This window comes from Mycolicibacterium mageritense (assembly GCF_010727475.1).
GTDB lineage: Bacteria > Actinomycetota > Actinomycetes > Mycobacteriales > Mycobacteriaceae > Mycobacterium > Mycobacterium mageritense.
In genome coordinates this window covers 2,639,709-2,665,584 of record NZ_AP022567.1, presented here as the reverse complement: position 1 = coordinate 2,665,584, position 25,876 = coordinate 2,639,709, and the positions used below count along the sequence as shown (strand labels likewise).

Annotated in this window: 26 protein-coding genes and 1 pseudogene; 7 read left to right on the top strand and 20 right to left on the bottom strand. The window is 65.2% G+C overall.

Features of this window, described 5'->3' with window-relative positions; genetic code table 11:
- Positions 1-5 precede the first annotated feature (5 nt).
- On the bottom strand, positions 6-452 hold the full coding sequence (locus G6N67_RS12500) for a cupin domain-containing protein (RefSeq protein WP_036430652.1): 447 nt from the start codon (positions 450-452) through the stop codon (positions 6-8).
- A 506-nt stretch (positions 453-958) separates the two neighbouring features.
- On the opposite strand from G6N67_RS12500, the gene lpdA reads away from it, so the two are divergent.
- Together lpdA and G6N67_RS12490 are read left to right on the top strand one after the other, a co-directional pair.
- Positions 959-2,368, top strand: coding sequence for a dihydrolipoyl dehydrogenase (gene lpdA / locus G6N67_RS12495; RefSeq protein WP_036430650.1), 1,410 nt, complete (start codon positions 959-961; stop codon positions 2,366-2,368).
- A gap of 36 nt (positions 2,369-2,404) precedes the next feature.
- A complete protein-coding gene (locus G6N67_RS12490; RefSeq protein ID WP_081812463.1) occupies positions 2,405-3,109 on the top strand; it encodes a TetR/AcrR family transcriptional regulator in 705 nt (234 codons plus the stop codon).
- A gap of 17 nt (positions 3,110-3,126) precedes the next feature.
- Here G6N67_RS12490 and G6N67_RS12485 read toward each other — a convergent pair whose 3' ends face one another.
- The 8 genes and pseudogenes from G6N67_RS12485 to G6N67_RS39645 all read right to left on the bottom strand — a co-directional run.
- The gene (locus G6N67_RS12485) at positions 3,127-4,125 is read right to left on the bottom strand and encodes a LacI family DNA-binding transcriptional regulator (protein ID WP_036430648.1); all 999 of its coding nucleotides are present in this window, start codon (positions 4,123-4,125) and stop codon (positions 3,127-3,129) included.
- Positions 4,122-4,772 carry a nucleoside/nucleotide kinase family protein gene (locus G6N67_RS12480; protein ID WP_081812462.1) on the bottom strand — a complete coding sequence of 217 codons (651 nt, stop codon included), beginning with the start codon at positions 4,770-4,772 and terminating at the stop codon, positions 4,122-4,124. Before G6N67_RS12480 ends, G6N67_RS12485 begins: the two co-directional genes overlap by 4 nt.
- Positions 4,769-5,686 (bottom strand): PfkB family carbohydrate kinase, encoded by a 918-nt coding sequence (locus tag G6N67_RS12475; protein WP_036430646.1) that lies wholly within the window; start codon positions 5,684-5,686, stop codon positions 4,769-4,771. Before G6N67_RS12475 ends, G6N67_RS12480 begins: the two co-directional genes overlap by 4 nt.
- Complete coding sequence (locus G6N67_RS12470; RefSeq protein WP_036430644.1) at positions 5,664-6,446, bottom strand: ATP-binding cassette domain-containing protein; 783 nt, start codon at positions 6,444-6,446, stop codon at positions 5,664-5,666. The genes G6N67_RS12475 and G6N67_RS12470 overlap by 23 nt, the downstream gene beginning before the upstream one ends.
- Positions 6,443-7,438 (bottom strand): ABC transporter permease, encoded by a 996-nt coding sequence (locus G6N67_RS12465; RefSeq protein WP_036430642.1) that lies wholly within the window; start codon positions 7,436-7,438, stop codon positions 6,443-6,445. Before G6N67_RS12465 ends, G6N67_RS12470 begins: the two co-directional genes overlap by 4 nt.
- A gap of 8 nt (positions 7,439-7,446) precedes the next feature.
- Positions 7,447-8,445, bottom strand: coding sequence for a substrate-binding domain-containing protein (locus tag G6N67_RS12460; RefSeq protein WP_036430640.1), 999 nt, complete (start codon positions 8,443-8,445; stop codon positions 7,447-7,449).
- A 106-nt stretch (positions 8,446-8,551) separates the two neighbouring features.
- Entirely contained in the window at positions 8,552-9,202 is a 651-nt protein-coding gene (locus G6N67_RS12455; protein ID WP_235684124.1) for an IclR family transcriptional regulator, read from the bottom strand.
- Positions 9,203-9,337: pseudogene (locus G6N67_RS39645) on the bottom strand (hypothetical protein); the annotation flags it as partial. It abuts the gene before it with no gap.
- 114 nt (positions 9,338-9,451) lie between these two features.
- Here G6N67_RS39645 and G6N67_RS12450 point away from each other — a divergent pair.
- Entirely contained in the window at positions 9,452-10,810 is a 1,359-nt protein-coding gene (locus tag G6N67_RS12450) for a lyase family protein (RefSeq protein ID WP_081812461.1), read from the top strand.
- A complete protein-coding gene (locus tag G6N67_RS12445; RefSeq protein WP_036430636.1) occupies positions 10,803-12,152 on the top strand; it encodes an MFS transporter in 1,350 nt (449 codons plus the stop codon). The genes G6N67_RS12450 and G6N67_RS12445 overlap by 8 nt, the downstream gene beginning before the upstream one ends.
- Before the next feature lie 63 nt (positions 12,153-12,215).
- Here G6N67_RS12445 and G6N67_RS12440 read toward each other — a convergent pair whose 3' ends face one another.
- From G6N67_RS12440 to G6N67_RS12420, 5 genes are all read right to left on the bottom strand, one after another.
- Positions 12,216-12,992, bottom strand: a complete 777-nt coding sequence (locus tag G6N67_RS12440) for a triose-phosphate isomerase family protein (RefSeq protein WP_036430634.1) — start codon at positions 12,990-12,992, stop codon at positions 12,216-12,218.
- Positions 12,993-13,937 carry a sugar phosphate isomerase/epimerase family protein gene (locus G6N67_RS12435; protein WP_036430631.1) on the bottom strand — a complete coding sequence of 315 codons (945 nt, stop codon included), beginning with the start codon at positions 13,935-13,937 and terminating at the stop codon, positions 12,993-12,995.
- Between the two features lie 66 nt (positions 13,938-14,003).
- Complete coding sequence (locus tag G6N67_RS12430; RefSeq protein WP_036430629.1) at positions 14,004-15,353, bottom strand: MFS transporter; 1,350 nt, start codon at positions 15,351-15,353, stop codon at positions 14,004-14,006.
- Between the two features lie 119 nt (positions 15,354-15,472).
- A complete protein-coding gene (locus tag G6N67_RS12425; protein ID WP_051578588.1) occupies positions 15,473-16,423 on the bottom strand; it encodes a 3-hydroxyacyl-CoA dehydrogenase family protein in 951 nt (316 codons plus the stop codon).
- Positions 16,424-16,427: 4 nt separating this feature from the next.
- Positions 16,428-18,188: a dihydroxyacetone kinase family protein gene (locus G6N67_RS12420; RefSeq protein ID WP_036430625.1), complete on the bottom strand. Its 1,761-nt coding sequence runs from the start codon at positions 18,186-18,188 to the stop codon at positions 16,428-16,430.
- Between the two features lie 147 nt (positions 18,189-18,335).
- Here G6N67_RS12420 and G6N67_RS12415 point away from each other — a divergent pair, with 147 nt between their 5' ends.
- Positions 18,336-19,022: a GntR family transcriptional regulator gene (locus G6N67_RS12415; protein WP_036430624.1), complete on the top strand. Its 687-nt coding sequence runs from the start codon at positions 18,336-18,338 to the stop codon at positions 19,020-19,022.
- A gap of 8 nt (positions 19,023-19,030) precedes the next feature.
- On the opposite strand, the gene G6N67_RS12410 is transcribed toward G6N67_RS12415, so the two are convergent.
- The gene (locus G6N67_RS12410; RefSeq protein WP_051578587.1) at positions 19,031-19,879 is read right to left on the bottom strand and encodes an HpcH/HpaI aldolase/citrate lyase family protein; all 849 of its coding nucleotides are present in this window, start codon (positions 19,877-19,879) and stop codon (positions 19,031-19,033) included.
- 103 nt (positions 19,880-19,982) lie between these two features.
- Entirely contained in the window at positions 19,983-21,038 is a 1,056-nt protein-coding gene (locus tag G6N67_RS12405) for a coiled-coil domain-containing protein (RefSeq protein WP_036430623.1), read from the bottom strand.
- A gap of 255 nt (positions 21,039-21,293) precedes the next feature.
- Between G6N67_RS12405 and G6N67_RS12400 the strand changes: the two genes are divergently transcribed.
- A complete protein-coding gene (locus G6N67_RS12400) occupies positions 21,294-22,166 on the top strand; it encodes a serine hydrolase (protein ID WP_051578890.1) in 873 nt (290 codons plus the stop codon).
- Between the two features lie 3 nt (positions 22,167-22,169).
- Here G6N67_RS12400 and G6N67_RS12395 read toward each other — a convergent pair whose 3' ends face one another.
- From G6N67_RS12395 to mddA, 4 genes are all read right to left on the bottom strand, one after another.
- On the bottom strand, positions 22,170-22,919 hold the full coding sequence (locus tag G6N67_RS12395) for an SDR family oxidoreductase (RefSeq protein WP_036430622.1): 750 nt from the start codon (positions 22,917-22,919) through the stop codon (positions 22,170-22,172).
- A gap of 139 nt (positions 22,920-23,058) precedes the next feature.
- Positions 23,059-23,337, bottom strand: coding sequence for a hypothetical protein (locus G6N67_RS12390; RefSeq protein WP_131524630.1), 279 nt, complete (start codon positions 23,335-23,337; stop codon positions 23,059-23,061).
- Between the two features lie 18 nt (positions 23,338-23,355).
- Positions 23,356-24,204, bottom strand: a complete 849-nt coding sequence (locus G6N67_RS12385; RefSeq protein ID WP_036434955.1) for a class I SAM-dependent methyltransferase — start codon at positions 24,202-24,204, stop codon at positions 23,356-23,358.
- Positions 24,205-24,221: 17 nt separating this feature from the next.
- Positions 24,222-25,055: a methanethiol S-methyltransferase gene (gene mddA / locus G6N67_RS12380; protein ID WP_081812460.1), complete on the bottom strand. Its 834-nt coding sequence runs from the start codon at positions 25,053-25,055 to the stop codon at positions 24,222-24,224.
- A 218-nt stretch (positions 25,056-25,273) separates the two neighbouring features.
- Between mddA and G6N67_RS12375 the strand changes: the two genes are divergently transcribed.
- The gene (locus G6N67_RS12375) at positions 25,274-25,855 is read left to right on the top strand and encodes a hypothetical protein (RefSeq protein ID WP_036430620.1); all 582 of its coding nucleotides are present in this window, start codon (positions 25,274-25,276) and stop codon (positions 25,853-25,855) included.
- Positions 25,856-25,876: the final 21 nt, after the last annotated feature.

Here is a 25,876-nt window from a genome sequence, read left to right as displayed (position 1 = left end):
TCTCATCACCGGCCCGGCGGCTCATCGACCCCGGCGTCGTCGACGGTGAGCGGGCCGTCTCCGGTGTCGACCAGGAAGACCGCGAGAAGCTCAGCGGGCTCGGTCGTGCTGGCGTTCTCGCTGATGGTGTGGTGTGCGCCCGGGCTTTCGCTCCACGTCTCGCCCGCGTGGTAGACCCGCGCGGGCTCGCCTTCGAGCTGACTGCGGATCGACCCCGAGACCACGTAGGCCATGATGAACGCCGATTTCGCGTGGTGGTGAGCGGCGCTCCGGGCTCCGGGTGGATAGGTGACGGCCACTGCTTGTAGCGACTTACCGGGAATATTGGCTGGTTGGTCGAAAACCGGTCGGACGATGGGGTTTTGACCATTTTGCGATGACGGGTCAGCGTGCGCCGCGGGCGCGACCATGGCACCGGCGAGCAGGACGGTGAGTAGTGCTTTCGGGGTCATTTTCTGGCTGCCTTCCCATTGGAATGCCTTGACGGATCAACCGCGAGCCACGGTTGTACGCTGATGAGTTCAAGACCTAGGTCACGGACCCGGTCCAACAGTCCGTAAAGTTGTGACTGGTCCCGGATTTCACCGATGAACGCAGTTTCTGTCGCGCGGGATTCAAGGCGCATCCCTTCTATTGCGGATCCGAGCCGCTCGGTCACGCGCCCTCGAACGCAGATCTCGTACATCGTCGGCTGCACTTACCCTCCGTTCGCCATCTGTAGAGCAGCCTCCACCGCCCCGGGGTGAGCCGTCATCACCCTGCCGAGAAATTCACCCGGGTGAGTGCAACGGCATTGCCGGGTGATTCAGGGCTTCCGAAGGTACGGTCAACGGGATATCGCTGTAATATGTTGCCACTCCGTGTTATTCGTACGGGAGTCCATCACCAGGCAGCTACCCGACGCCCCGCGGTGGACCTGCCGTCACCCCGACGTACGTAACAAAGGAAGGGCCGGTCCATGCGGTATGACGTCGTAGTGCTCGGAGCGGGTTCGGGCGGGTACGTGGCTGCCATCCGCGCCGCGCAGCTGGGCTTGTCAGTGGCCGTCGTCGAAGCCCACTACTGGGGCGGCGTGTGTCTGAACGTCGGCTGCATCCCGTCCAAGGCGCTGCTGCGCAACGCCGAGATCGCGCACCTGCTGCGCGTGGACGCCGGGACGTTCGGTATCGAAGGCGCGACCACCATGCGCTATCCCACGGCGTTCGACCGCTCCCGCCGGGTCGCCGTGGAGCGAGTGCGCGGTCTGCGGTTTCTCATGCGCAAGAACAACATCGACGAGTACGAAGGTCAGGGGTCTTTTCTCGACCGCCACACCATGCATATCAAGAGCGGGGACATCGACACCCGGATCAGCTTCGACGCGGCGATCATCGCCGCGGGCGCGAGCCCTCGGCTGCTGCCCGGCACCCGGCGCGGACCCCGGGTGCGCACGTACGAGGAACAGATCATGTCCCGCGAGCTACCGGAGTCCATCGCGATCATCGGCGCGGGCCCGATCGGCATCGAATTCGCGTATGTGCTTGCGAATTACGGCGTTTCCGTGACTGTGGTGGAAAGCCTGCAACGAGTGCTGCCCAACGAGGATGTCGATGTCTCCCGAGAAATCGCCAAGGCCTACCGCAGACTCGGCGTCGCGATCCTGGTCGGTACGCATATCGAGGGCATGATCGAAACCCCTGACGCCGTCCACCTGACATATCGCAGGCCCGGCGCTGCCGACGCGGAAACACTCAGCGTCGATGTCGTCTTGCAGGCCATCGGGTTCGCTCCCAATACCGCGGGCTACGGCCTGGAGAGACTCGGCGTGGCGGTCGACCCTCGCACCGGCGGCATCGTTATCGACGACGTCATGCAGACGACTGTGCCCGGCGTGTACGCCGTCGGTGATGTCACCGCCAAGCTGATGCTCGCCCATGTCGCCGAGGCCCAGGGCATAATCGCGGCCGAAAGCGTGGCAGGCGCACCGACGCTGGGGGTGACCGATTACGCGATGATGCCACGCGTGACCTTCTGCCAACCGCAGGTGGCAAGTTTCGGCCTGACCGAGGAGCAGGCCCGCGAGGATGCCGCTGCACGTGGCAGCGACATCTCCGTGGCCAAGTTCCCATTCCGCGCGAACGGAAAAGCCCATGGCTACGGAGATCCCACCGGATTTGCGAAGGTCATCGCCGATCGCGCACACGGGGAACTGCTGGGTGCACATCTGGTCGGCGCCGACGTCGCCGAACTCCTGCCCGAGCTCACCCTGGCCCAGCGCTGGGATCTGACCGTCGAGGAACTGGTCCGCAACGTGCATACCCATCCGACGTTGTCCGAGGCTCTGCAGGAGACGTTCCACGGCCTGACCGGAAAGATGATCAACTTCTAGTCCAGCCCGCCTGGCACACCCGGTAGTGTCGCGCCGGTGACCAGCGATGAACGTCCGGTTCCCCGGCGGACGACCGCGCGCGGGGAGGCGACCCGTGCCCGGATAGTCTCGTCGGCCGCTGATCTGATGTATGTCCGTGGCGTCAACGCCGTCACTCTCGACGACGTGCGCGCTGCGACCGGCACGAGCAAGTCCCAACTCTACAAACATTTTCCCACCGGCAAGCCTGAACTGGTGCGTGCGGTGGTGGCACTGCGGGCCGAACAGGTTCTCGCGCGCGAGGAGCAGCGCCTGGCCCGCATAAAGTCCATGAGCGGTCTCCGGCGCTGGCGGGACGCCCTGGTGCAAGGCGCTGCCCTGCAGGGCGGTGCCCACGGCTGCGCGCTGGGCAGCATGGTGATCGAGCTTTCCGATCAAGACGAACAGGCACGCGCGTCGCTGTCAGCGCACTTCGGGACGTGGGAGGGCCTGCTGGCAGCCGGCTTTCGGCGCATGCAAGACGGCGGGATCCTTCCTGCCGGGGCCGATCCGGACGCATTGGCCACCGGGTTGATGGCCGCACTCCAGGGCGGCTACCTACTGGCGCAGGCGAATCATGATGTCGCTCCGATGGCCACCGCACTCGACATGGCGCTGGCCCACATCGAAAGCCTGACAAGGCTTCCCGAGAGGACCGCCGAGCCACTGAAGACATCCAGACCTTCCCGCCGCGCGGGTGCCCGCAAACCCGCAGGCCACTGAACCCGCGGTCGCGAGCACTACGTGCACCCGCACGAATTACGGTGGTGGAACGTCGTCGGCACCCGAATCTGGTGCGGGGCGCCGTCGTCCCCGCGCATGCGACGCAGAAGCAGCTCGACCGCGGTGGTGCCGATCGTCTCGACGTCCTGCGCCGCCGCGGTGAGCCTGGGTTCGAAGAGATCCGCCCACTCGAAGTCGTCGTAGCAGACGAACGCCACGTCCGACGGTATCGACAAGCCGAGGCCGCGCACCGCTTTGAGGGTTCCGATGGTCATCGCGTTGTTCAGGGACACCAGCGCGGTGGGTCGGTTCTCACCTGACATGAGCGCGTGCACCTCGCGCTCGGCCACGTCCGTGCTGGACTCGCCGTCGAGCACCAGGGTGTCCTCGACCGCGATACCGCGGCCGGTGAGCGCAGCGCAATAGCCGTCGAATCGCTCAGTGGTGGAGGAGATCCCGGCTAACCCGCGGACGACGCCGATCCGGCGATGACCGCGATCGAGCAGGTGTTTGGTCAGCGCCCGCGCCGACGAGAAGTTCTCCGGACCGACCTGATCGCACCCGATGTCGACGCCTCGGTCGATCAGCACCAGAGGAGTTCCGGTGCGGGTGATCTCGGGAAGGGTGAGCCGTTCCGAACCCGCCGCAGGCGCCACGATCATCCCGTCGACCTGACGGTCGAGCAGCGAGTCGGTGACGCGCTTCTCCGACTCCACGTGGTCGTGCGAATCTCCGACGATCAGCACGTAACCGGCGTCCGACAGCGCCTGTTCCACGGCGTGCACGAGGCTCCCGAAGTACGGATTCGTCAGTGCCGAGATCGACAAGCCGACCGTGTGGGTACGTCCGGCCGCGAGCGATCGTGCGACGACGTTGCGCCGGTACCCGGTCTCCTCGATCGCCGCTTCGACGCGCTGTCGCGTGACGGTGTCGACCTTGCGCGTGCCGTTGAGCACGTGCGAGACCGTGGACGCCGAGACGCCGGCGATGCGGGCCACGTCGCCCATGGTGATCATCGGAGACGCACTATGCGGTCCGCGCGACCTGCGGTCGACTCGATCAGTCGGGCGTTGCGCTCGTCGGACCCGAGAGCCCACAACGCCGCGTCCTCGGGGGACTTGCCGTGAGCCTCGTGCCTGCGGATCAGCCGAGCGTGACGAACGGCCGTGTCGGGGGCCAGGAACCAGACCTCGTCGATGCAGGACCGCGCGGCAGGCCAGGCATCGCGCTCCAGCAGAAGGTAATTGCCCTCGGTGACGACCAATGGGACCGACGCCGGGACGGGTATGGACGAGCCGATCGACTCTTCGATCTCGCGCCGGAATCGGGGCGCATATACGACCGGGTCGCCTGCGCGCTGTGCCCGCAGCTGCGCGATCAGCCGTGCATAGCCGCCGTCGTCGAATGTGTCGTGCGCGCCCTTGCGCTCCAGCCGGCCCAGGTCGATCAGCACTTCGTTGGCGAGATGAAAACCGTCCATCGGGACGAGCACGGCGGTATCCGGCCCGAGCGCGGTGACGAGTTGTTCTGCGACGGTGGATTTCCCGGCTCCCGGCGCTCCGGTGAGACCGAGGATGCGGCGTTCGCCGGGCACGACGAGTGCTTTGGCCCACTCGACCAACTCGTGCAGGGTGACATCCTGCACATCCTGTTCGACGATCACCGTTCTCGCTTTCGTGTCTGCACACCGGGGAGTTCGCTGAGCCAGGCCCGCGGCCCGACCACCGAACACCGTAGTGCTGCCACGCGAGCGGAGCGCTCGATGCGCTCGGCAACACCGCCGGGCTGGGTCGTGAAATACGCGTACGCGCCGTGGAAGGCATCGCCGGCACCCAGCGTGTCGACCACCTCCACCTGGTCCACCGGCACGCAACCGGACCTCCCGCCCGACCACCACTCGACGGGATCGCCGCCGTGAGTGATGACGACGGTCGGAACACCGTCCCGGACCAGTGCCGCGGCTGCGGCCTGTGAGCTGTCGGCGCCCGGCGTTCGGAAGTCATTGGAGCACACCATGTCGGTTGCGTGCGGGATGACCTTGGGCATCACCGGCTTCCATCGGCCGGCATCGACGACGAGCGGGGTGCCCCGGGCCGTCGCGTGGTGAGCCGCGGCCTCGGCCATCAGCGGGTGGTGCCCGTCGACGAGCACCACGTCGGCATCCGCCACGAGATCGGCGAGGCCGCCCGGAGGCGTCGCGTCGGAGTTCACGGCATCCAGCGAGACCACCGACCGATCACCTGTCGATTCGACGACCGACACCGCGGAGACCGGCACGGCCCGGGAGGTTCCCGTCGCCGCGTCGACGACGGTGACGCCGTAGGCGGCGAGATCGGCCCGGATCAGCTCGGCGACCGGATCGACGCCGAGGGCCGTCACGAGGATGGCCTGCCCGCCCAACGCGGCGAAGGTGACGGCCGCATTCGCGGCCGGCCCGCCTGCCGCGACGAACTGCGCGTTCGACGTGATCTTCTGGTTGGCTGCAGGCGGTTTCGCGATGCGGTGGATCACGTCGAGCGTCGCCAACCCGACGAAGACTCCGACCGGAGCCTTCTCAGAGACCGGCGCGTTCCTCATCCGTCGGTTCCTCCGCACCGGTCATGAGCGCGACGACTTCGGACATCGTGCGCTTCTTCGGGTCGACGACACCGGCCCGCTGCCCGAGCCGGTGGATGTGGATCCGGTCGGCCACCTCGAACACGTGCGGCATGTCGTGGCTGATGAGCACCACCGGGATGCCGCGGTCGCGGATCGACTTGATCAGGTCGATGACCTGTCCCGACTCCCGGACGCCCAGGGCGGCAGTCGGTTCGTCCATGATGATGACACCGCGCCCGAAGGCGGCGGCGCGCGCGACCGCGACGCCCTGCCGCTGGCCACCGGACAACGTCTCCACAGACTGGGTCACGGATTTGATGCCGATCTTGAGGTCCGCGAGGTGTTGCGACGCCTCCTGCCGCATCTTCGGCATGTCGAGTCTGCGAAACAGGCTGCCCGCGATGCCTTTACGGCGCACCTCACGCCCGAGGTACAGGTTCGACGCGATGTCGAGGGCCGGCACCACCGCGAGATCCTGGTACACCGTTTCGATTCCGGCCGCCCTGGCGTCCCGCGTGTTCTTGAACGACACAGGTGTGCCGTTCATCAGGATCTCACCCGAGTCCGGGATCACCGCGCCTGCCAAAGCCTTGATCAGGCTCGACTTTCCGGCGCCGTTGTCCCCGATGACCGCGAGCACCTCGCCCGCACGGAGCTCGAAGTCCGCTCCGTTGATCGCGGTCACGTGACCGTACTTCTTGACGAGTCCGCGCGCCTCGAGCACTGGTGCGTCGCTCATTGTGTTCTCCTGCGGGCGAATTGATCCACGGCCACCGCGACGATCACGAGGATGCCGGTCGCGATGTTCTGGTAGAGGTTGTCGACGCCGGCCTGGGTCAGGCCGTTGCGAAGAACGCCGACGATGAGCGTGCCCACCAGGGTTCCGACGACACCGCCACGCCCGCCGAACAAGCTGGTCCCGCCGATGACCACCGCGGTGATGGTCTCCAGATTGGCGTTCTGGTAAGCGTTCGGGTCGGCGTTGGGGATTCGACCGAGAGCCGCCCACGCCGCGATGGCGGCGATCACACCCGTCGTGAGATAGACGGAGAACAGCACGCGCCCGGACTTGATACCGGACAGATTCGATGCCTGTGGGTTGCCACCGACCGCGTAAATGTGTTTGCCCCAAGAGGTTTGGGATAATGCGTACCACGTCACGAGGTAGACCAGGAGCATCGCGACCACACCGAACGTCGTGGAGAACGACCCGATGCGAAAGGACGTGCCCAGGAACGTGAGTGGACCTTGCTCCACCCGGTAGGTCTCGGAACCCGCGAGCAGGCGAGTGCCCGCCAGGATCGCGGTGAACGTACCCAGCGTGACGATGAACGGCGGCAACCGCAGGATCGTGACGAGCCCGCCGTTGATCGCGCCGAACACCACGCATACCAGAAGCGTCAACGCGAGCGCCACGACCGGGCCGCTGGCGCCCGCGCTCTGGGCCAGCACGATGGTCCCGAACACCGCGACCGCGCCGATCGAGAGATCAATGCCTGCGGTGAGGATGATCAGCGTCTGGCCGACGGCCAGGATGCCGACGACCACCGACTGTTGCAGGATCAGCGACACGTTCTGCGGGTTGAGGAACGAGTTCGAGACCGAACTGAAGATGACGATGGCGATGACGAGCGCCACCAGCGGGCCGAGCAACGGTTCACGCAGGAGGTTTCCGACGTGGAGCCGGCTCGACACCGATGGCGTCGCTGTCGCAGGAGCCCCGGTGGTCATGTACCCGCTCAGCCCCAGCAGTTCTTCTCGCCCCAGGCGGTGTCCTGCGACTCGAGGCCCGGGAACGGCTTGTCCGTGACCAATTGCGAACCGGTGTCGTGGAATCCGCTGGGCTTGGTACCGTCCTTCGCGAACTGCACCACGGCCTGCACGCCCTGCTCGGCCATCTTCGCCGGGAACTGCAGCACCGTCGCGCCGATCTTTCCGGACTTCACGTCCGCGATGCCCGTGCAGCTTCCGTCGATGGACCCGATGGTGATCTGGCCCGTGCGGTTGGCGGACTGGATCGCCTGGTATGCGCCGGCGGCTGCGGGCTCGTTGATGGTGTAGAGCGCGTTGATACCCGGCGCGCGCTGGAGGATGTTCTCCATGGCGGTCTGCGCCTTGGTCTGATCGCCGTTGGTGTTCTCCCGGCCGACGATCTCCGGCGAGTTGTTGGTGATCCCGAAACCTTCGAGGAATCCGTCATGGCGGAACGTGTCGACGGTGCCGCCCGGGGTTCCGTCCAGCATCACCACCTGGGGGGCCTTGCCGGCGAGGGCGGCCCGCACCCACTTGCCCTGGCTGACGCCTGCGGCCTTGTTGTCGGTGGCGAAGGTGGCGTCGACGGCGTCTTCGGGATCGGTCGCGGTGTCGAGTGCGATGACGATGACACCGGCGTCACGCGCCTTCTTGATCGCGTCGAGCACGCCCGTGGACGAGTTCGGCGTGATCAGGATCCCCTTCACACCCTGGCCGACCATGTTCTCGATGGCCGCCACCTGGCCCTCGTTGTCGCCGTCGAAGGCGCCCGCGAGCGCGATCAACTCAGCGCCGTCCTTGTCGGCCTGCGCCTTGGCGGCCTCACGGATCTTCACGAAGAACGGGTTCGAATCGGTCTTGGTGATCAGACCGATCTTGACGCTGTCCGAACCCGATCCACTGCAGGCGGTCAGACCGAGAACGAGCGAGCCTGCCGTGAGAACCGCCCCGACCGCAAGCGTGCTTCTGTTGCGCTTTCCGAACATACGGACTCCTCTGTCCCGATGTGACGCCGGTCACGCCACGTGCTCTGCAGGAGCTTAGAGGCCGCGCAAGCGCTTGCGCATGCGCTTTCGCGAAAAAGTCGTCGGATCAGCGGCGCGCGCGTGCCGGTTGGGTGGGGACGGCGAGACTGCGCTCGATTGCGCCGCCGGCCGTGAGGAGCAGCTTCGCGATGTCCTCGACGCGCGTGATCAACCGAGAGGTCGGCCCGGATACGTTGACGACGGCGATCAACGTGTTGTTGCGATCCCTTACCGGGGCGCTGACAGAGGTCAGGCCGATCTCGATCTCTTCGCTGGCGACCGCGTATCCCTGCCGCCGCTCTTCTCGGATCCTGGCCAAGAGTTCGTCGATGTCCTTCGGCGCGGCCAGCGTCGAGATGGGAGTACGGAGCGCCTCTGCGGTGAGTGCTTCGATGAGCTCATCGTCGCTGTCGAACAGCAATGCGCGACCCGACGCCGTGCAATGCATGGGTGAACTTCGCCCCACCCATCCACCGGCTCGCAGAGATTGGTGCGACTCCTCGCGGAGCACGGTGAGGGAACGGTCACCCTGCTGCACAGACAGCAGCGCCACCTCTCCAACGCGCGCAACGAGTGTCTGCAACACCGGGCGCGCGGCCCGCAACAACGGCGTGTTGCCCGCGCTTGATGCCAGCACCAACAACGGCCACCCGAGGCGGTAACGCTTGGTGTCGGGCACCTGCTCGACCAGACCACCGCGTTCCAGGGATTTCAGCATGCGGGACACCTGACTGCGTTCGCGCCCCACCGCGCGCGCCAAGTCACTAACCGCGTGTTCGCCGTCGGCGTTCCCGCCGCGGCCGAAGGCCCGGATCAGAGCCGCGACCCGTTCAGCTGTGGAGTCCGTCGCCATCTCCGCCTTTCGACATTGTTGCTGTCACAGCAACAGTATTCTGCCTCCGCCACGAAAAAGCCCAGCCAGGCGAAAAAAGTGTTGTTGTATCAGCATCGATGGTTGGCCCCGGTGATGTGGCTTCTTACAGTCTTCCTCCAGTGGTACTCATCACAGGAAAGGCTGAATCACTTGGTCACGACACAGACCGCCGGCGCCGCGACGGGCGTCCTGTACGGGCAGCAGACCTCGCTGGCTCTCGCGAACTTCCCTGGGCCAGGGCGCGCGTTCGGCGACGTGCCGGACTTCGTCCGCAACTACGCGCTGGTGAAACTGGCCGCCGCGCGCGCCAACCGTCAACTCGGGGCGCTCGACGGTGCGCGCGCCGAGGCAATCGCGACGGCATGCGTTGAAATCGCCGGCGGCACACACACTTCCCAGTTCCCCTCCGCCTTGCTGCTCGGTGGGGGCGGCACAACGACCAACATGAACGTCAATGAGGTCATCGCCACGCGAGCCACAGAGCTCGCTGGCACCCCGGTCCATCCCAACGACCATGTGAACGCCTCGCAGTCCACGAACGACACCTATCCGACGGCAATGGCGATGACAATGCTGGACCTCGCGACCACACCGCTGCAGGCCCTCACCAACCTGGCCGCCGCTCTAGACGCCAAAGCCGAGGAGTTCGACGACACACCTCGTCTGGGCCGAACCTGTCTACGGGATGCGGTGTCGATCACCGCCGGGCAGACCCACCGCGCGCAAGCTGCCGCCGTCCGACGCACAGCCGCAGCCCTACACGCAGCGGTCGTGGAACTGCGGTCGGTTCCCCTCGGTGCCACGGCCGTGGGTACAGGGCTCGGTGCACCGCAGGGCTACCGGGAGATCGCGGTCCGCGAACTCGCCGCCCTCTCCGGGCATGATCTGGTGCCCGCTGCCGACCTTTTCGACGCGCTGTCGAACCTCGATCCCTACGGCACGATCGCAGACGCCGGCGCGCGCGTCGCGATCACGATGGCCAAGATCGCCGCCGACATCCGGCTGCTGTCATCCGGGCCCGCCGGCGGATTCGGCGATCTGACGATCCCGGCGGTACAAGCCGGATCGTCGATCATGCCCGCCAAGGTCAACCCCGCCATCCCCGAATATGTGATGCAGCTGAGCTATCGGGTCCGCGGCGCAGCGCATACCGTCGAATGTGCCTTGTCAGCAGGAGAACTCGAACTCAACGTCATGGAACCGGTGATCGTCGACTCGATCATCACCATATTCGACGACATCACGGCCGCGGCAACGGTCTTCGCGCAACGTTGCGTCTCTGGCATCACCTGGGACGGTCCCCGTCGGGAGCTCAATCTGCAGGGCGCCCTCGATTCCTGGGTCACCCAGTCTGCCGCGTCCGGCTACGAAGCCACCACTACCCAGTTCCACGCGCAGGCACAGACCATGTCGAACGGGTCGAACGGGTCGAACGGATCCAGCCATGCCTGACGTCACCACTCGCCCCAGTACACCCGTCGCGTACGAAGACGCGCCCCTCACCAAGTTTCAGATCCGCGTCACCATCGCAGGCACCGGTGGGCAGTTCAGCGACGGATTCATCCTCGGCATCATCGGTATCGTCATCACGGCCTCCACATCGGCACTCGGCCTCACCCCACTGTGGATCGGTCTGCTCGGTGCCGCGACCCTCGCCGGCCTGTTTGTCGGTGCCATCGTCACCGGACCGATCGCCGACCGGATCGGCCGGCGCACCATATTCGGCTGGGACATGCTGGTGTTCGCAGTCCTGTCCGCGCTGCAGTTCTTCATCGAAACTGCCTGGCAATTACTGGTTTTACGGCTCCTCATCGGAATAGTGCTCGGCGCCGACTACGTGGTCAGCAAGTCGCTGGTGACCGAACATGCGCCGCGCAACTTCCGTGGCCGGTTGATGAGCCTGCTGGCGGTGGCATGGGCGACCGGATACGTCGCGGCTTACCTGGTCGGCTATCTGTTGACCCTGATCGATGGTGAATCCTGGCGTTACATGTTGGCAGTCAGCGCGGTGCCTGCGCTGCTCATCTTCGGGTTCCGCCTCGGTGTGCCTGAGTCGCCGTTATGGCTGACCCAGCACGGCCGCCCCGAAGAAGCGGCCCGCGTCGTGCGCACCCACCTCGGCCCCGATGTCCTCCCCCCGTCCCCAGAGACCGCCGTCACCCAGCGGCGAGGCGTACGCGTGCTGTTCACCCCGAAGTTCCGCAAGCGCACTGCCGTCGGTGCCCTGTTCTATGTCTGCCAGGTCATTCCGTTCTTTGCGCTCGGGACATTCTCGCCGCAGATCATGGAAGCCCTTGGTGTTCACAGCAAGTTGGGAGCCGGCGCCACCTACAACGCGTTCCTTCTCGTCGGTGCGGTAATCGGGTTGCTCATCATCGACCGCATCTCCCGACGCGCATTCCTCATCGGCTCGTTCTTCATCGGTGCCGCGCTGCTGGCCGCCCTTGTCGCGTTTGCGGGGACGAGCCCGGTCGTCGCCGTCATCTTGTTCGCAGCCTTCGCGCTCGTACTTGCCGCGGCGGTCAACCTCGAATTCGCCTACCCACCAGAACTATTCCCCACCGATCTGCGGGCCTCAGGCGTCGGGATCGCCACTGCCGCCAGCCGCATCGGCTCCGCCATGAGTACCTTCCTGCTGCCGATCGTGGTCTCGACGTTCGACGTCAACGTCGCGCTCATCGCCTGCGTTGTTGTGCTGGCCGTCGGCGGACTCATCTGCTGGGCCTGGGCGCCGGAAACACGCAGCGAGGCACTCGCAGACATCGCCGAGCAGGTCCGGGCTGAAAGCCGATGAACGGTGCCAACCCCAGGATCGTGCCGAGGCCGCCGTTGATCCGTGGTCGCAGCGCCGCGCAGCCTACGAGGCCCTCACCGCCGCGGAAACCTCGTCGAGGATGGACACAACTGCAGCGGGATCATGTGCTCGACGACCAAGAAACAAGCCATCGACTGCGCCGCCCAACCGGCTCAAGAGTCCAGGTCCGGCGCTTCCGCCGTACACAATTCGGCTGCCCTGTGCTGTGGGCTGCCCGGACAGCCACCGTCTTACTGCCCGGCACACTTCCTGGATGTACTCGACCGGCGCGGGCTCCGCGGCCCCAATCGCCCACTGCGGTTCGTATGCCACGATCAGAGGCGCAGGGATTACGTGAGCGCGAGCCGCCTCCAGCACCGCTGCCACATCGCTGATACACAACCGCGCGGCCTGCTCGGGTGCCATCCGCTCGAGTTCGCCGACGCACACCACCGGCGTGAGCCCATTGCGTAACGCAGCCCTCGCCTTCGATGCGATCATGTCGTCGGACTCGCCGAAAATTCGGCGACGTTCCGCATGCCCGACTTCGACGTAAGAACACCCCATTTCCGCGAGCATCGCTCCGCTCACTTCTCCCGTGAAAGCTCCGGCGTCCTCCCAGAACACGTTCTGAGCGCCCACCCGGACACCACTGCCGGCGCAGATATCGACACAGCGGGCGATCGCCGGAAGGCTGGGGAGCACGAACAGCTCGGTCAGGCCATCCGCCACAGCCGGGTGCTCGCCGGCGATATCAGCGATTCGTCGACACCAGCGCGCCGTCTCTTCGTAGCCCATGTACATCTTCAGGCTGATTCCGATGGTGGCTGCGGCAGGCATTCAGCAGCTCTTGGGCAGGATTCGTCGTAGGTACTCCCGGTTGGTTGCGCTGACGCTGAGTCCGTCGCCGCCGTAATGTTCTGTGCAGAAGGCCCCCCTGAAACCTTTTTCGATGGCCATCTGTACTGCCTTGCGGTAGTTGATGACACCCAATTCCAGTGGGGCAGGCGCCGTCACGATGGCACCGGTGGTGCCGTCTTCGGTGCGGAAGTAGTTCTTGACGTGCCAGTAGTTCACGTACGGGAGGGTCTTCTCCGCCATCACTTCCCACCGTTCCACCGGTCTGTGCAGGCGCTGAAGATTGCCCAGGTCAGGATTGAGGCCGACAGCCGGATGATCCACGTCACGAACGAATTTGACCGAGCTGTCCGCCGACCCGAGGTAGGTGTCTTCATACATTTCCAGCGATATGGCAATCCCGGCTTGCGCGGCATGCTCGCCCAGTTCACGGGTGCGCCGGACGGCGCGATCCCAGTCGACGGGGTCAAAGGAGTCGACGGGCCCTTGAACAGTCCAGAACCACAGGGCATTCCGTTGGGCGGGAGTCAGGGCACGGAAGAATCCGAAGGACACGATGGCCGCGCCGATGGCCGCAGCGGTGTCGATCACGCGATGCCCATACTCCAGATAGTCATCGCCGAAATCCGGGTCGACAACGCTGCGCCGCGCCGTGGAGATCGCCGGGATCGTCAAGCCGACACTCTTCACGACATCGAGGAATTCCTGGAGCCGCGATGGGCTGAGGTCTGCGACCCGCAGCCAGGAATCCGTCGGATCGAATTCGGTGAATCCGGCGTCGGCAATCTGCTCGAGAGTGGCAGCCCAACCCTCGGCGTCTTGATCCTGCGTCGTCGTTCCGTCCGCCAACACTGACGGAAAGTTGATCATCGCCGCGGCGATCGGCCAGTTGTCTCTGGTCAACGGTTCGATGTCGGCGATCGTCATCCGGTGTCTCCTCATGCTTACATGAATGATGTTCTGGTGCAGTGGTTCTCGACTGTGGTGACGCTGTCAGTCGAGCAACTCGTCCGCCTTGACACGAAACCTGCGCGTACCGAACATCATCACGGCGGCGACCAGCGGCAGTACCCCGAGCGCATAGATGCCGGCCGAACCCGCGGTGTCATTGACGACCTCGTTGACCTTTGTGCGAAGGATCGGCGCCACGAATCCGCCGAGGTTGCCCAGGGAGTTGATCAGTCCGATCCCCGCTGCGGCCGCCGCGCCGGTCAGGAACGCTGCGGGGTACGACCAGACGATGGGTCCGACGCCGAGGAAGCTGCAGACCGCCAACGTGATGAACATCAGACCCAGCACCGGTTGGTGATAGGTTCCCGCCCAGGCGGACCCGAAGATGCACACGCCCGTAGAGATGAACAGCAACGTTGCCCAAGTCCGTCGCCGCTGCACGGTGGTCGCCGCGCGCCCGATCAAGTAGCACGCGAAGATGCCGAACAGCCACGGGATTCCCACCAGCACGCCGACTTTCAGCCCGACCTTGGTTCCGGTGAGTTCAGACACCTGCGCGGGCAGGTAGAAGGTGACGCCGTAGACGGCGACCTGCATGCAGAAGTAGATGGTGGTGAAGTACCACACCTTTCCGTTCTTCATGGCGTTCCACACACCACTCGGGCCGGACTCCTCCTTGACGGTGTCCTCCTGCTCCATGACCTGCTTGAGTGCGTTCTTCTCGGCGGCCGAGAGGAACTTCGCTTGCTCGGGTCCGTCGATCAGGAAGATGAGAGCGGCCACGCCTGCGACGACTGCCAACAGTCCTTCGACCGCGAACATGACCTGCCAACCGTGCGCCCCGGGAATCTGGTCACCGATGTTGAGCAACCAACCGGACAACGGCGCACCCACCATCTGCGACACCGGCTGTGCCAGGTAGAAGATGGCGAACATCTTGACCCGCACTTTGTTTGGGAACCAGGCGGCCAGGAACATGATGACGCCAGGGAACAGGCCTGCCTCGGTCACACCGAGCAGGAACCGAAGCACGATGAACGAGTTTGGGCCTTGCACGAATGCGAAGCACGCCGACACGATTCCCCAGGTGATGGCGATCCGGGCCAGCCAGTACTTCGCACCGACCCGGTTGAGCATCAGATTGCTGGGGATCTCGAACAATGCGTAGCCGATGAAGAAGATTCCCGCGCCGAGTGCGTAGGCGCCCGCGGAGACCCCGCGGTCCACCTCGAGCGCTTCGGCCGCGAACCCGACGTTGGTGCGGTCGAGAAACGCGATGATGTAGAGAATGACGAGCATCGGCATCAGCCGGCGAGACGCCTTGGATATCGCCGATGCCAGGACCGGGTCGCGCAACAATTCCTTACTTGCGGTCAGGTCGATCGTTGACATCACTGCTCCTGTCGAATGGTGGTGCAACACAATGGGTTCAGCGAGGTGGCGATTCGCACTACCGTGACGTGAGAATCAGGACCACTCCGACGGCACAGATGATCAGGCCGATCGCCTGGCTACTTGAGCGGCGCGGGTCCGAGCTCATCGAGCAATTTCTGCATCAGCACATAGGCCTTGTTGCGGTACGCAATCAATTCGGGGATGCGTTCAGCGGGGACGTCAAGGAAGCCCGCGCCGGTCTTGGTTCCGAGCTTGCCCGCCGCGACCAGTTCGGCCAGGACGCGGGGTGTTGCGAACCGGTCGGGAAAGTCCGTCTGCAGAGATCGGTAACAGAACTCGTACACGTCCAGGCCGGCCATGTCGGCGATGGCGAACGGTCCGAAGAAGGGCAGGCGGAAGCCGAACGTTGTGCGCACCAGGGTGTCGATGTCATCGGCGGTCGCCGTGCCGTCCTCGACCAGCTGGGTTGCTTCGTGGAAAAGGGCGTACTGCAACCGGTTCAGCACAAACCCCGTGACGTCCTTGACTTGTGCGGTCGACTTTCCGGCCTCGTGGATCACTTGTCGTGCCCGCGCGACGACACTCTCGTCGGTACCGGCGTGCGGGATGATCTCGACTCCGGGTATGAACGGCGACGGGTTGCTGAAGTGTATTCCGAGGAACCGGCCGGGATTGGCGACGGCCCCCGCCATGTCGCCGATGGAGATGGTGGAGGTGTTCGAACCGATGATCGCGTCAGGCCGGGCGGCGCCGCTGATTTGGCGCAACGTGTCCTGCTTGACCGACAGGATCTCGGGGACGGCCTCTTCGATGAAATCCGCCTGCGAGACCGCCTCGGCCAGCGAGACCGCGGGCCAGAGGTTGGTCTCGAGGGTCTCGGTCGCCCCTTCGGGGAACAGGCCCTCAGCGACGAACTCCTTCGATTCGGCGATCAACCGGTGGTAGTTGTCTCTGGCGATCTCCGCACTGACGTCGGCAAGGGCGACCCGGGCGCCGGCGAGGCCGAACACCTGGGCAATGCCGCCTCCCATATATCCGGACCCGACTACTGCGATCTCTCTCATCATGTGGTTATCGTTCACTCTCACTGGCGGTGGCGGTCAGAACAGTTTCTGGAGCGGGAATCTCCTCGGCGGAAAGCATTTCGGCGAGCCCCTCGGCGATCACGGCAAACGAGACCGCACCCGGGTCAGGGTGTCCGAGACTCTTTTCCGCCAGTGGCCGGGCCCGGCCCAACTTCGGTCGCAGGGCGGCAGTCGCCTCCGCCGCATGCTTCGCTGCCGCGGCAGCCGCGATCAGGGCGCGTCTCACCGGGCTGCCGCGATCGAGTTCGTCGCCGAACACGTCGGCGAAAGGGACGACCGCGTCCACCATGGTCTTGTCACCCACTTCCGCACTGCCCAACTCGATGACGGCCGAGCAGAAGGCGCGGGCCGCAACAGCCGCATCCGCCGCCGTATAGGCGTCGTTATTGCCCACGACTCGACCCATCTGAATCAGCGCGGTACCCCACAGCGCACCGGACGTACCGCCGGCTTTTTCACTCCACGCTTCACCGGCAGTGGTGAGGACGTTGCTCACGCCGGTACCCGCCGCGGCACGCGCTGCCGCAGCCGCCGCGTCGGCGCCGCGTCGCATACCTATGCCGTGGTCACCGTCGCCTGCGACGGAATCCAGTACGCCCCAATCATCTTCGTGCGCAGCTACCACTGCGCTGACCGTTTCGAAGACACTGACGGCAAGGGCTCCCAGCCGCGTCGCCGCTGGGCTGCCTGGTTCGGCGGTGGCACTGGCAGCTTCGCGGAGTCGGGTGATATCTCGCTGGACGTGGCGGTCGAGGATGCCCTTGCGGTAGGCGGGCGTGTCGGCCGGCGCCGACCAGTAGCCGGCAAGTTCCTCGTCGGGCCAGAACAGGGTCAGAGACAGCCCCGGCATGTCGAGGCTGGTCACGAGTTCTCCGCACTCCGGTTCGAGCACTCGCAGCCCGGCTGCGGTCAGAAGCGTTTCGACCTTGCCGTACAGCACGAACAACTCGTCGTATTTCACGGTGCCCAAGCCGTTGAGAATGGGCACCACAGTGCTCTCCGAATCGTCGGGCCTCTCGTCCAGCAGGCGTCCGACCAACAGTGCGGCCAACTCGCTCGCCGTGGGCATGTCCGACTCGGAGATACCGGGCTCGCCGTGAATTCCGAGCCCCACCGACATCCTGCCGGGCGGAACGGAGAAGAACGGCTGCGCGGCACCCGGCAGCGTGCAGCCGCCGAATGCCACACCCAGAGAACGGGTCCGGTCGTTGGCCTTCCGGGCCAACCGTTCGACTTCGTCGATGTCCTCGCCCGATTCCGCTGCCGCGCCGGCAATCTTGAAGACGGGCAGATCACCCGCCACACCGCGGCGCTTGTACCGCTGATCCCGTGGTGCGCTGGCGATGTCGTCGGTGACGCGCACCGTACGGACGTCGATACCCTCGTTTCGGAGTCGCACTGCGGCCTGGTCGAAGTGCATGACGTCGCCCGCGTAGTTGCCGTAGGTGAAGAGGACGCCACCGCCCATGTCCGCGGCCTTCGCCACGCGATAGATCTGACCTGCCGACGGCGACGCGAACATGTTGCCGCAGGCCGATGCGGCCGCAAGGCCTACACCTACCAGTCCGGCGAAGGCGGGATAGTGCCCCGAGCCCCCACCGATTACCACCGCAACCTGTCCAGGAGACATTGCGGCGGAGCGGATTACCCCGCCATCAAGCCGCCCGACATAGTTGCGGTTGGCGGCTACAAAGCCATCGATCGACTCCTCCGCGAACGCGGTGGGGTCGTCGTAGATCGAAGTCACGGTCCCTCTTCACTGGATCGTTTGGATGCGCCGTCATAAGGAGACGCACGGCCCACATGGAATGTGGTTGAGATGTGAGTCACATCAGTTCCTATAGGATCTAGGATCGATGATCCAGTGTCAAGAATTTCCTATAGGATCTTTTTTGTGGCTCCCGAAGGCGTCGCCTCCCGACCCGTACGACAGGTTCTGACCGACCATGTCTACGACACGCTGCTGGAAATGCTCATGGACGGGCGGTACCGACCGAGCGAGTCCCTGAGCATCGACGGCCTCGCTCGTGAACTGGACGTTTCAGCGACGCCGGTGCGCGAGGCTCTCGCCCGCCTCGAAGTGACTGGCCTGGTGGTCCGGGCCGCGCTGCGTGGCTACCGCGTTGCGCCGCTGCCGACCACCGCCGAACTCGGTGAATTGATGGACGCCCGGCTGACCATCGAACCGGTCAATGCCGCCCGTGCCTGCGAGCGAGTCACTCCCGAACTGATCGAGGCACTTGATCGGTCGATCTCCGATCTGCGCACCGCACCGCGCGGGCCTGAATTCGCCGGGTACCGGGATTACTGGCAAGCCGACATGCGATTCCACGAACTCATAGCCGAAGGCGCCGGCAACCGCTTCCTACTGATGGCCTACAACTGTCTCGGCGGATCGGTGCAAAGGTTCAGGCTTTTTACCGGCCTGGGGGTCACAGACGCGGAGTACGCCATCAAAGAGCACACCGCCATTCTGGCTGCGTTCCGGGATCAGTCGCCGGAGAAGGCACGGCAAGCGATGATCAACCACCTGCATGGGGTCAAGAACCGGGGTTTCAAGGACGTCGGCGACCATGGTTGAGATCTGAATCAGTCGACACCGAGTTTGGCCGCAAGATCGAGCACTGCTTCCGCTCGGGCCCGGGTGGGACCGACGCTTCCGTCGTACGGACCAGAAGGAGCGTCCAGGCGCGCGAGCGTGCGGCGCGCCTCATCGATCTCCAGCGGCGACGGGCTCAAGAGAGTGTTGATCGTCTCGGCGTGCGCGGCATCCAGGCACAGCCGTCCCGTCATCCCGGCGGATTTGGCCACTGCCGTGTCGCGTGCCAAGTGGTTGGACGCAGAACGCAGGGTCGGGCCGTCGATCGGAGCAGGCAGGCCGGCGGCACGGCTCGCGATCACCATCCTGGCCCGCGGGTAAGCCAACACGGCGGGGTCATCACTCATACCGGTGTCACGGCGAAAGTCCCCGACACCGAAGGCGATTCGGCCGCACCCGGGACCGCGCGCGATGGCGAGGGCCGACTCGATGCCGAGTGCCGATTCGATCAGCGCGACCACCGGTGTCCCGGCGGGTAACCGCGTCGTGGTTTCCGCAATGTCGTCGACGGATTCCGTCTTGGCCAGCATCACACCGACCAGCCCGGGAACCCCGGCCAAGGCGTCCAGGTCAGCGGACCATATCGGCGTGCCCGCGGTGTTGATCCGCACCCACGCGCGCCCTCCCGCGGTCAGCCACTCGGCGACCGCGTGCCGGCCGGCAGCCTTCTGAAAATCGGGCAACCCGTCCTCGATGTCGAGGACAACCGCGTCGGCGCTGCCCGATGCTGCGTCGTCGAACGCCTCGCAGCTATCCGGAACGCCGGGCTGCAACAGCCACGTCCGGGCCAGTGACCAGTGCGGTTTACGGATGCGTTCGGCAACCTGGGGTGAAACCACGCGCGCAGCCTCTCAGTCGACGATGTCGCGTCCATCGTCCGGTCGCTACGGTGTCGCCCACTAGATTGCGCACATTATGTTCACGGGAACTCTGCGTGCGGGATCAGCGCCGCGGCGTCGTCGTGATGTGCACGTGGTCGTAGTGGCCGTAACCCGACGCTTGCGGACCGGCCGGTGTGTAATACGTGCCGCGCCAGATCACATCCTGCAGCCCGAATCGCGCGGCGTTACTCATGGCGAACGCGAGAATCTGGTCTCCGAGCGCGATGCCTTCGGGGCTCTCTGGGTTGGGAATCATGATGTCGATCGCCAGACCGCTGGGATGCCACGGCTTCGAGTCGGGCCGAACGCCGTCGATGTCGGAGATCTGGGGAAACTGCGCGCTGACAGCCCGGGCAGCCAGGACGGTGTTGGGTTGTAACCCGGCCTCGTTTGCGACGCCGACCGGCAATGCGTCCGGAGCCAGGTCACCGGGGGGCATCGCGGCAATCGCCGGATCCGACGGGACACTTTGCGGCGGCGCATTGTCGATCACCGCTTGCTGCTGCGGCGTCAGCGCTGCGTATTGAGCCTCCGCCGCGGCGATCTGGCGCAGCAGTTCTTTCCACTTGGCCTGCAGGTCTGCCCGCACCTGGGCCGCCTTCTCGGCCGCGACACGAGCGTCGGTGGCCGATTTCTCCGAGGCCTGCGCGGCGGTCGCCGCGCGCTCGCGTGCTGATTGGAAGGCCTTCAACTGGTCGGCCGTCACGGCGGCGACCGTCCGCCGCAGCGACAGTTGATCGATCAGCTGCTGCGGGGAAGCCGCGGTCAGCACCGCCGTCCACTGCCCCGCGCCGCCACTCATGTAGGTCATTGCCGCCACGCGGTTGGCGGCGGCCTGATGGGGTTGAAGCTGAGTGTTCGCGACCGCGAGGGCCTCCAAGTCGGCGCGGTGTCGGTCCGCGGCCGCCGTCTGCTCAGCCAGTTTGGCGTCGACATCGCGTTGGGCGGCTGTGACGGCCTCGCGGCTCTGCACCGCCTGCCGAGACAACTCGTTGAGCTTGGCCAGCGCGTCAGCCGCCGGGTCTGCGTTCACGTCGAACACCGATACGGCCAGCACCAGGACCGCGGCCGCCGCGCCGCACACCGTTCGCCGAAGGGAATGGCGCACCCGGGTCATGCGGACTGTCACGATCCTTCGCTGCAAGGACCGATCCTGGCCCGGCTGTCGATGTCTTGGACAGGCTACGAACTGGCCTGGGCGATGTCCACCCGTCGTTCCATCCGGCTCGAGCCCGGTTCACCTCTGTGACGGTCGGAGTGTCCAGTTAGGCTCAGACGACCGGAGTGCGCGGAATCCGTTCCCGACGTCACCCGGCTGAGAATCTTCGGAGGATCTGTGCGGCGGCAGCTGTCGAAGTGGGCGATGACGAGCATGGCAGTCCTCGGCGTGGCGATGCTCGTCACGGGCTGCGAGGCGCAGGTCTGGGGCATGCCGCCAGACGCTGAGCCCGTTCCCCAGGCCACTGTTGCCCCCCAGGCCCCGGTACTGGCCGAAGCTCCTCCGCCCACGCTCGACGGTCTCGACGGCCGCGTCCTGCAAGCCACCTCCGAGGCGGCCAAGTCCGGGGCCGACATCGAGGTCGTCGTGCTGGACCGCAACACCGGCCAGATCATTTCCAACGGCGCCAACCAACCGTTCCCGATCGCTTCCGTGGTGAAGCTGTTCATCGCCGACGACCTGCTGCTGCAGGAATCGAAGGGCGAGACGAAACTGACTGCTGCCGACCGCAAGTCGCTCGACGTGATGTTGCGTTCCTCCGACGACGGCGCGGCGCAGACCTTCTGGGATCGCAGTGGCGGAAACGCCATCATCTCGCGCATCGTGGCGCGGTACGGGTTGACCGGCACCACGGCGCCCTACAACGGGCACTGGGACGTCACGCAGAGCACCGCGAGCGACCTTGTCCGGTACTACGACAAGCTGTTGGACGGCAGCGGCGGGCTGCCCCCCGAACAAGCAAACGTGATCATGACCAACCTGGCGCAGTTCACCCCGACGGGCAACGACGGATATCCGCAGCGCTTCGGTATCCCGGACGGCCTGTACGCCGAGCCGGTCGCGGTCAAGCAGGGCTGGTTCTGCTGCTGGAACGGGGCCAACCAGCTGCACGTGTCCACCGGAGCGATCGGACCGGACCGTCGGTACGTCATGGCGATCAGCTCACTGCAACCCGTGAGCGAAGCCGCCGCCCGCAACACCATCACTCAGGCCGTCAAGACGATGTTCCCCGGCGGGCACATCTAAGGCTCAGCAGAACGGGATCGACGCGATCATCGCCCCGGCCCCGGTCACCAGGCTGTCCTTCTTCAGCTTCGTACCGAAGTAGGTCGCCTCCTGATCGACCACCACTCGTTGATCGTCGTGGCGGATCGCCAGCACCTCCCGGGCCAGCCGGGAGAACGGGATCTTCTCGGGCCCACCGATGTCGATCACGTGATTGCGCGGTGGCGATATCGCGACCTCGGCCAGGAAGGCCGCGACCTCGTCGGCCGCAATCGGCTGAATCAGCGCATCCGGCACCCGGACGTCATGCTCGTCGTTCACATCCGCATCGGTCTCGACAACCATCGACTCGACGATGGCCGACGCGAACTCCCGGAACTGCGTGGCCCGCACGATGGTGTACGGCAGCCCCGACGACGCGACGATCTGCTCCTGGGCGACCTTGGCCCGCATGTAGCCGCTGTCCGGGAGTTCATCGGCGCCGACGATCGACAGTGCGACATAGTGGCCCACTCCGGCCTGCCGCGCCGCGGCCACCAGATGCGTGGTCGACCCCACGAAGAAGTCCATCACCTCCTCGTCGTCGAAAGACGGCGAATTGGTGACGTCGACGAGGGTGTCGGCACCCGCCATGGCCTTGGCGAGCCCCAAGCCACTGCGCACATCAGCACCGGTGCGCCGGGACGCGGCGACCACGTCCTCACCCTCCCGGGTCAGCAGATCGACGAGCAGAGTCCCGATGAGGCCGCTGGCCCCCATCACTGTGACCTTCACTGTGCGAACACCTTTCGTCGTGGCCCGGCGCCTGCGTAGGTGTCGGGAACCCAGCCTACGTCGCGCGGTGCGGCGGCGGTTGCGAAAACGTCCGGTAATCCTGGTGCTGTTTCGAGGTCGCAAGCTCTGCGCGGATCGCTCAACGTGAATCCGGATCCTGCGATTCGTCGCCATCGTGCCCGCCGCGCTTGCTACGCCTCCCGGCGGCACCCGGCCAGAACAAACCAACAAGCACCAGTACCAACACCAGTGCTCCTCCCGCGACGGAGAGCTCTGGACGGACGCCCGGAATGGCCAGCGTCCCGCCAAGGTAAAGGATTGGCGGGAGCAGCAAAATCTGCTGGTAGGGCGTCAACCCCAGCCAGCGGCCGCCACTGTTTCGATTCTCGGATCCGTTGTCTTCGTTCGAGCCGGACATGATCGTATTCCTTCTGCCTTACCGCTTGACTGCGGTGATCAATAGGTATTCCGCCGAGTAGGAGGTCCGCCCCGGCACGCGGCTTTGATTCCAGCGTTCGAGGTAGTCCAGGAACTGCGCGTCCAATTCGGCTACGCGTTCCGGTTTGTCGCGGTTGAACTGATATGCCGCGATGATCGGTCCGTAGTTGAGCTTCCAATACTCACGGAAGGCCGGCGGGGTCACGCGATGGTCCATCAGGAGCAACTGCCGGCGCATCTGCAAGTTGGTGACCTTGTCTCCGAACAACTTTCGCACGTGATGTTCGTTGCCCCACATCGTGGGCGCGGTCGGTGCATGCGGCGGCGCATAAGGCCTGAACGTCGCGATCATGGTGCCGATGAACCCGTCCGGAGTCCAGTTGATCATTCCGATCGTTCCGCCAGGGATGCATACCCGGAACAGCTCGTCGGTCACCGCCTCGTGGTGCGGTGCGAACATCGCACCCACACATGACATGACGACGTCAAAGCTGTTGTTCGCGAACGGCATTGCCTCGGCATCCGCCTCGACCCACTCCAGCTCGACGTTGTGCCTTGCCGCGATCGCCTGACCGGCCTCGAACAGCTCCGGCGTCAGATCGCTCGCGGTGACGATGCCTCCGGCTGCGGCAGCCGGAATTGCCGCGTTGCCCGAGCCCGCAGCCACGTCGAGAACGCGAAGGCCCGGACGGACACCGCAAGCTCGAACGAGCTCCGGCCCCAGCTCGGAGATGAGGTCAGCGGCGACCGCCGGATAGTCACCCGACGCCCACAGCGCCCGGTGCGCGGCCTTGAGCTGGCGGTCGTCACCGTCGACAAACGCCCGGAATGGTTCTGTTTCACGCATCGCCGACTCCTCGGTGGCTATCGTGATCGCCACGGCTGCGGAAGAAGCATGGGCACACGCTCGCGATACTCGCGATAGGGCTCGCCCAGTGCGCCGATCAGATCTCTCTCCTCGAATTGCAGCGCGACCAGAATGTATGCGGTGGTGCCGACGGCGAACAAAAGATGCCCAGCCGTCATGGTTGGCGTTGCCCAGAACGCGATCAGGAACCCCAGCATCAGCGGGTGACGCACCAGCCGGTAGAGCAGGACCGTACGGAACCCTTTCTCCGCATTGCCTTTTGACTGCCATGCGAGCACCACTTGACGAACGCCGAACAGCTCGAAATGGTCGATCATGAATGTCGATGCGAGCACGGTGAACCAACCGATGGCCGCCAATGCGTATACCGCCACCCGGGCGGGCGTGGGATCCACCTGCCAAACCGTTGTGCCGATCGAACGCCACTGCCAGAACACCAGTGCCAGTGCCGACGACGCGAAGAGCACGTAGGTGCTGCGTTCGATGGTGGCCGGAACGAAACGGGTCCACCAACGCTTAAAGGAGGGCCGGGCCATCACACTGTGCTGCACCGCGAACACGGTCAACAAGCCGAGATCGATGATCATCGCTTGCCACACCGGCGCGTGGTTCGCGCGGTCGACGCTGCGGGGCACAACGACGTCTGCGACGAACCCGATTGCGTACAGGAATACCCCGAGAAACACTGCGTAGCTGGCCGCGCCGTACAGCAGCGCGGCGACCTTCAGTGTCTCTCGATCGGTGTGACCGCTTCCTGCGGTGTCATGAAGAACCGGGCAGCTGCCGATCTTTGGGCCGGCAACTGCATTCGCCGGCGGTTTGGCGCTCATGGGGCTTCCTCTCGATATGGGGCTTTCGGATGCCCCTGACAGTGACCCCCAGTCCTTCGCGAAAAGTTGCACGACGATGAAATGACGAGGTTGCCGCGATTCCACTCCGCCTGGACGTGCGGCTTTCATGACTGCTTCAGTACCCGGCAACGCCGACCGGGCACGGTCATGCCGTCATCAACTACGGGGCGCAGGCCCTCAGTTTCAGGAGATCAGCAATGAACGGAATCAAACAGCTGGCATCGGTGGTGGGCAGCGCGGCCGCGTTCGCGACGGTCGTCGGTCTCACCGCAAGTGCCGCAACGGCAGCCCCATCGCAGACCGACGGCGCGATGCTCTACATCTGCCAGGATGTCGGGAATCCCAGCAGCTACCGAATCACGGTCAAGGGCGCCTATCCGATGCAGCAGCCCGATGCGGCCGGCTACCTCATCCATATGAACGACGGAAATCATCCAGGCGGCCCGGGCCCCGGTGGGTTGCGGGTGCAACTCAAGGCCGACAACCCCGGCAACAATTCCGATTACGACATCGGCTACGGCTTCTACCCGACGACGCAGACCACCAGTGAGGGGTATCTGCAGGCCGGACCCGCCGGCCTCGAGTACCGCCGCGAAATGGTCGTACCCCGACCGAACTTCAACGAGGACTACAAGCAGCCCGGCTCCGACGACGACGTCGACGAGGTCTATGCCGTCGCGACGTTCCGTGACGGCGACGGCGGCGAACGGTCCGCCGTCACTCAGGTGATCACACGCAACTTCGAGGTCTCGGGTATCTGCGACGGCTGCTGCCAATGACCGTTCGAACCCACCAGGACA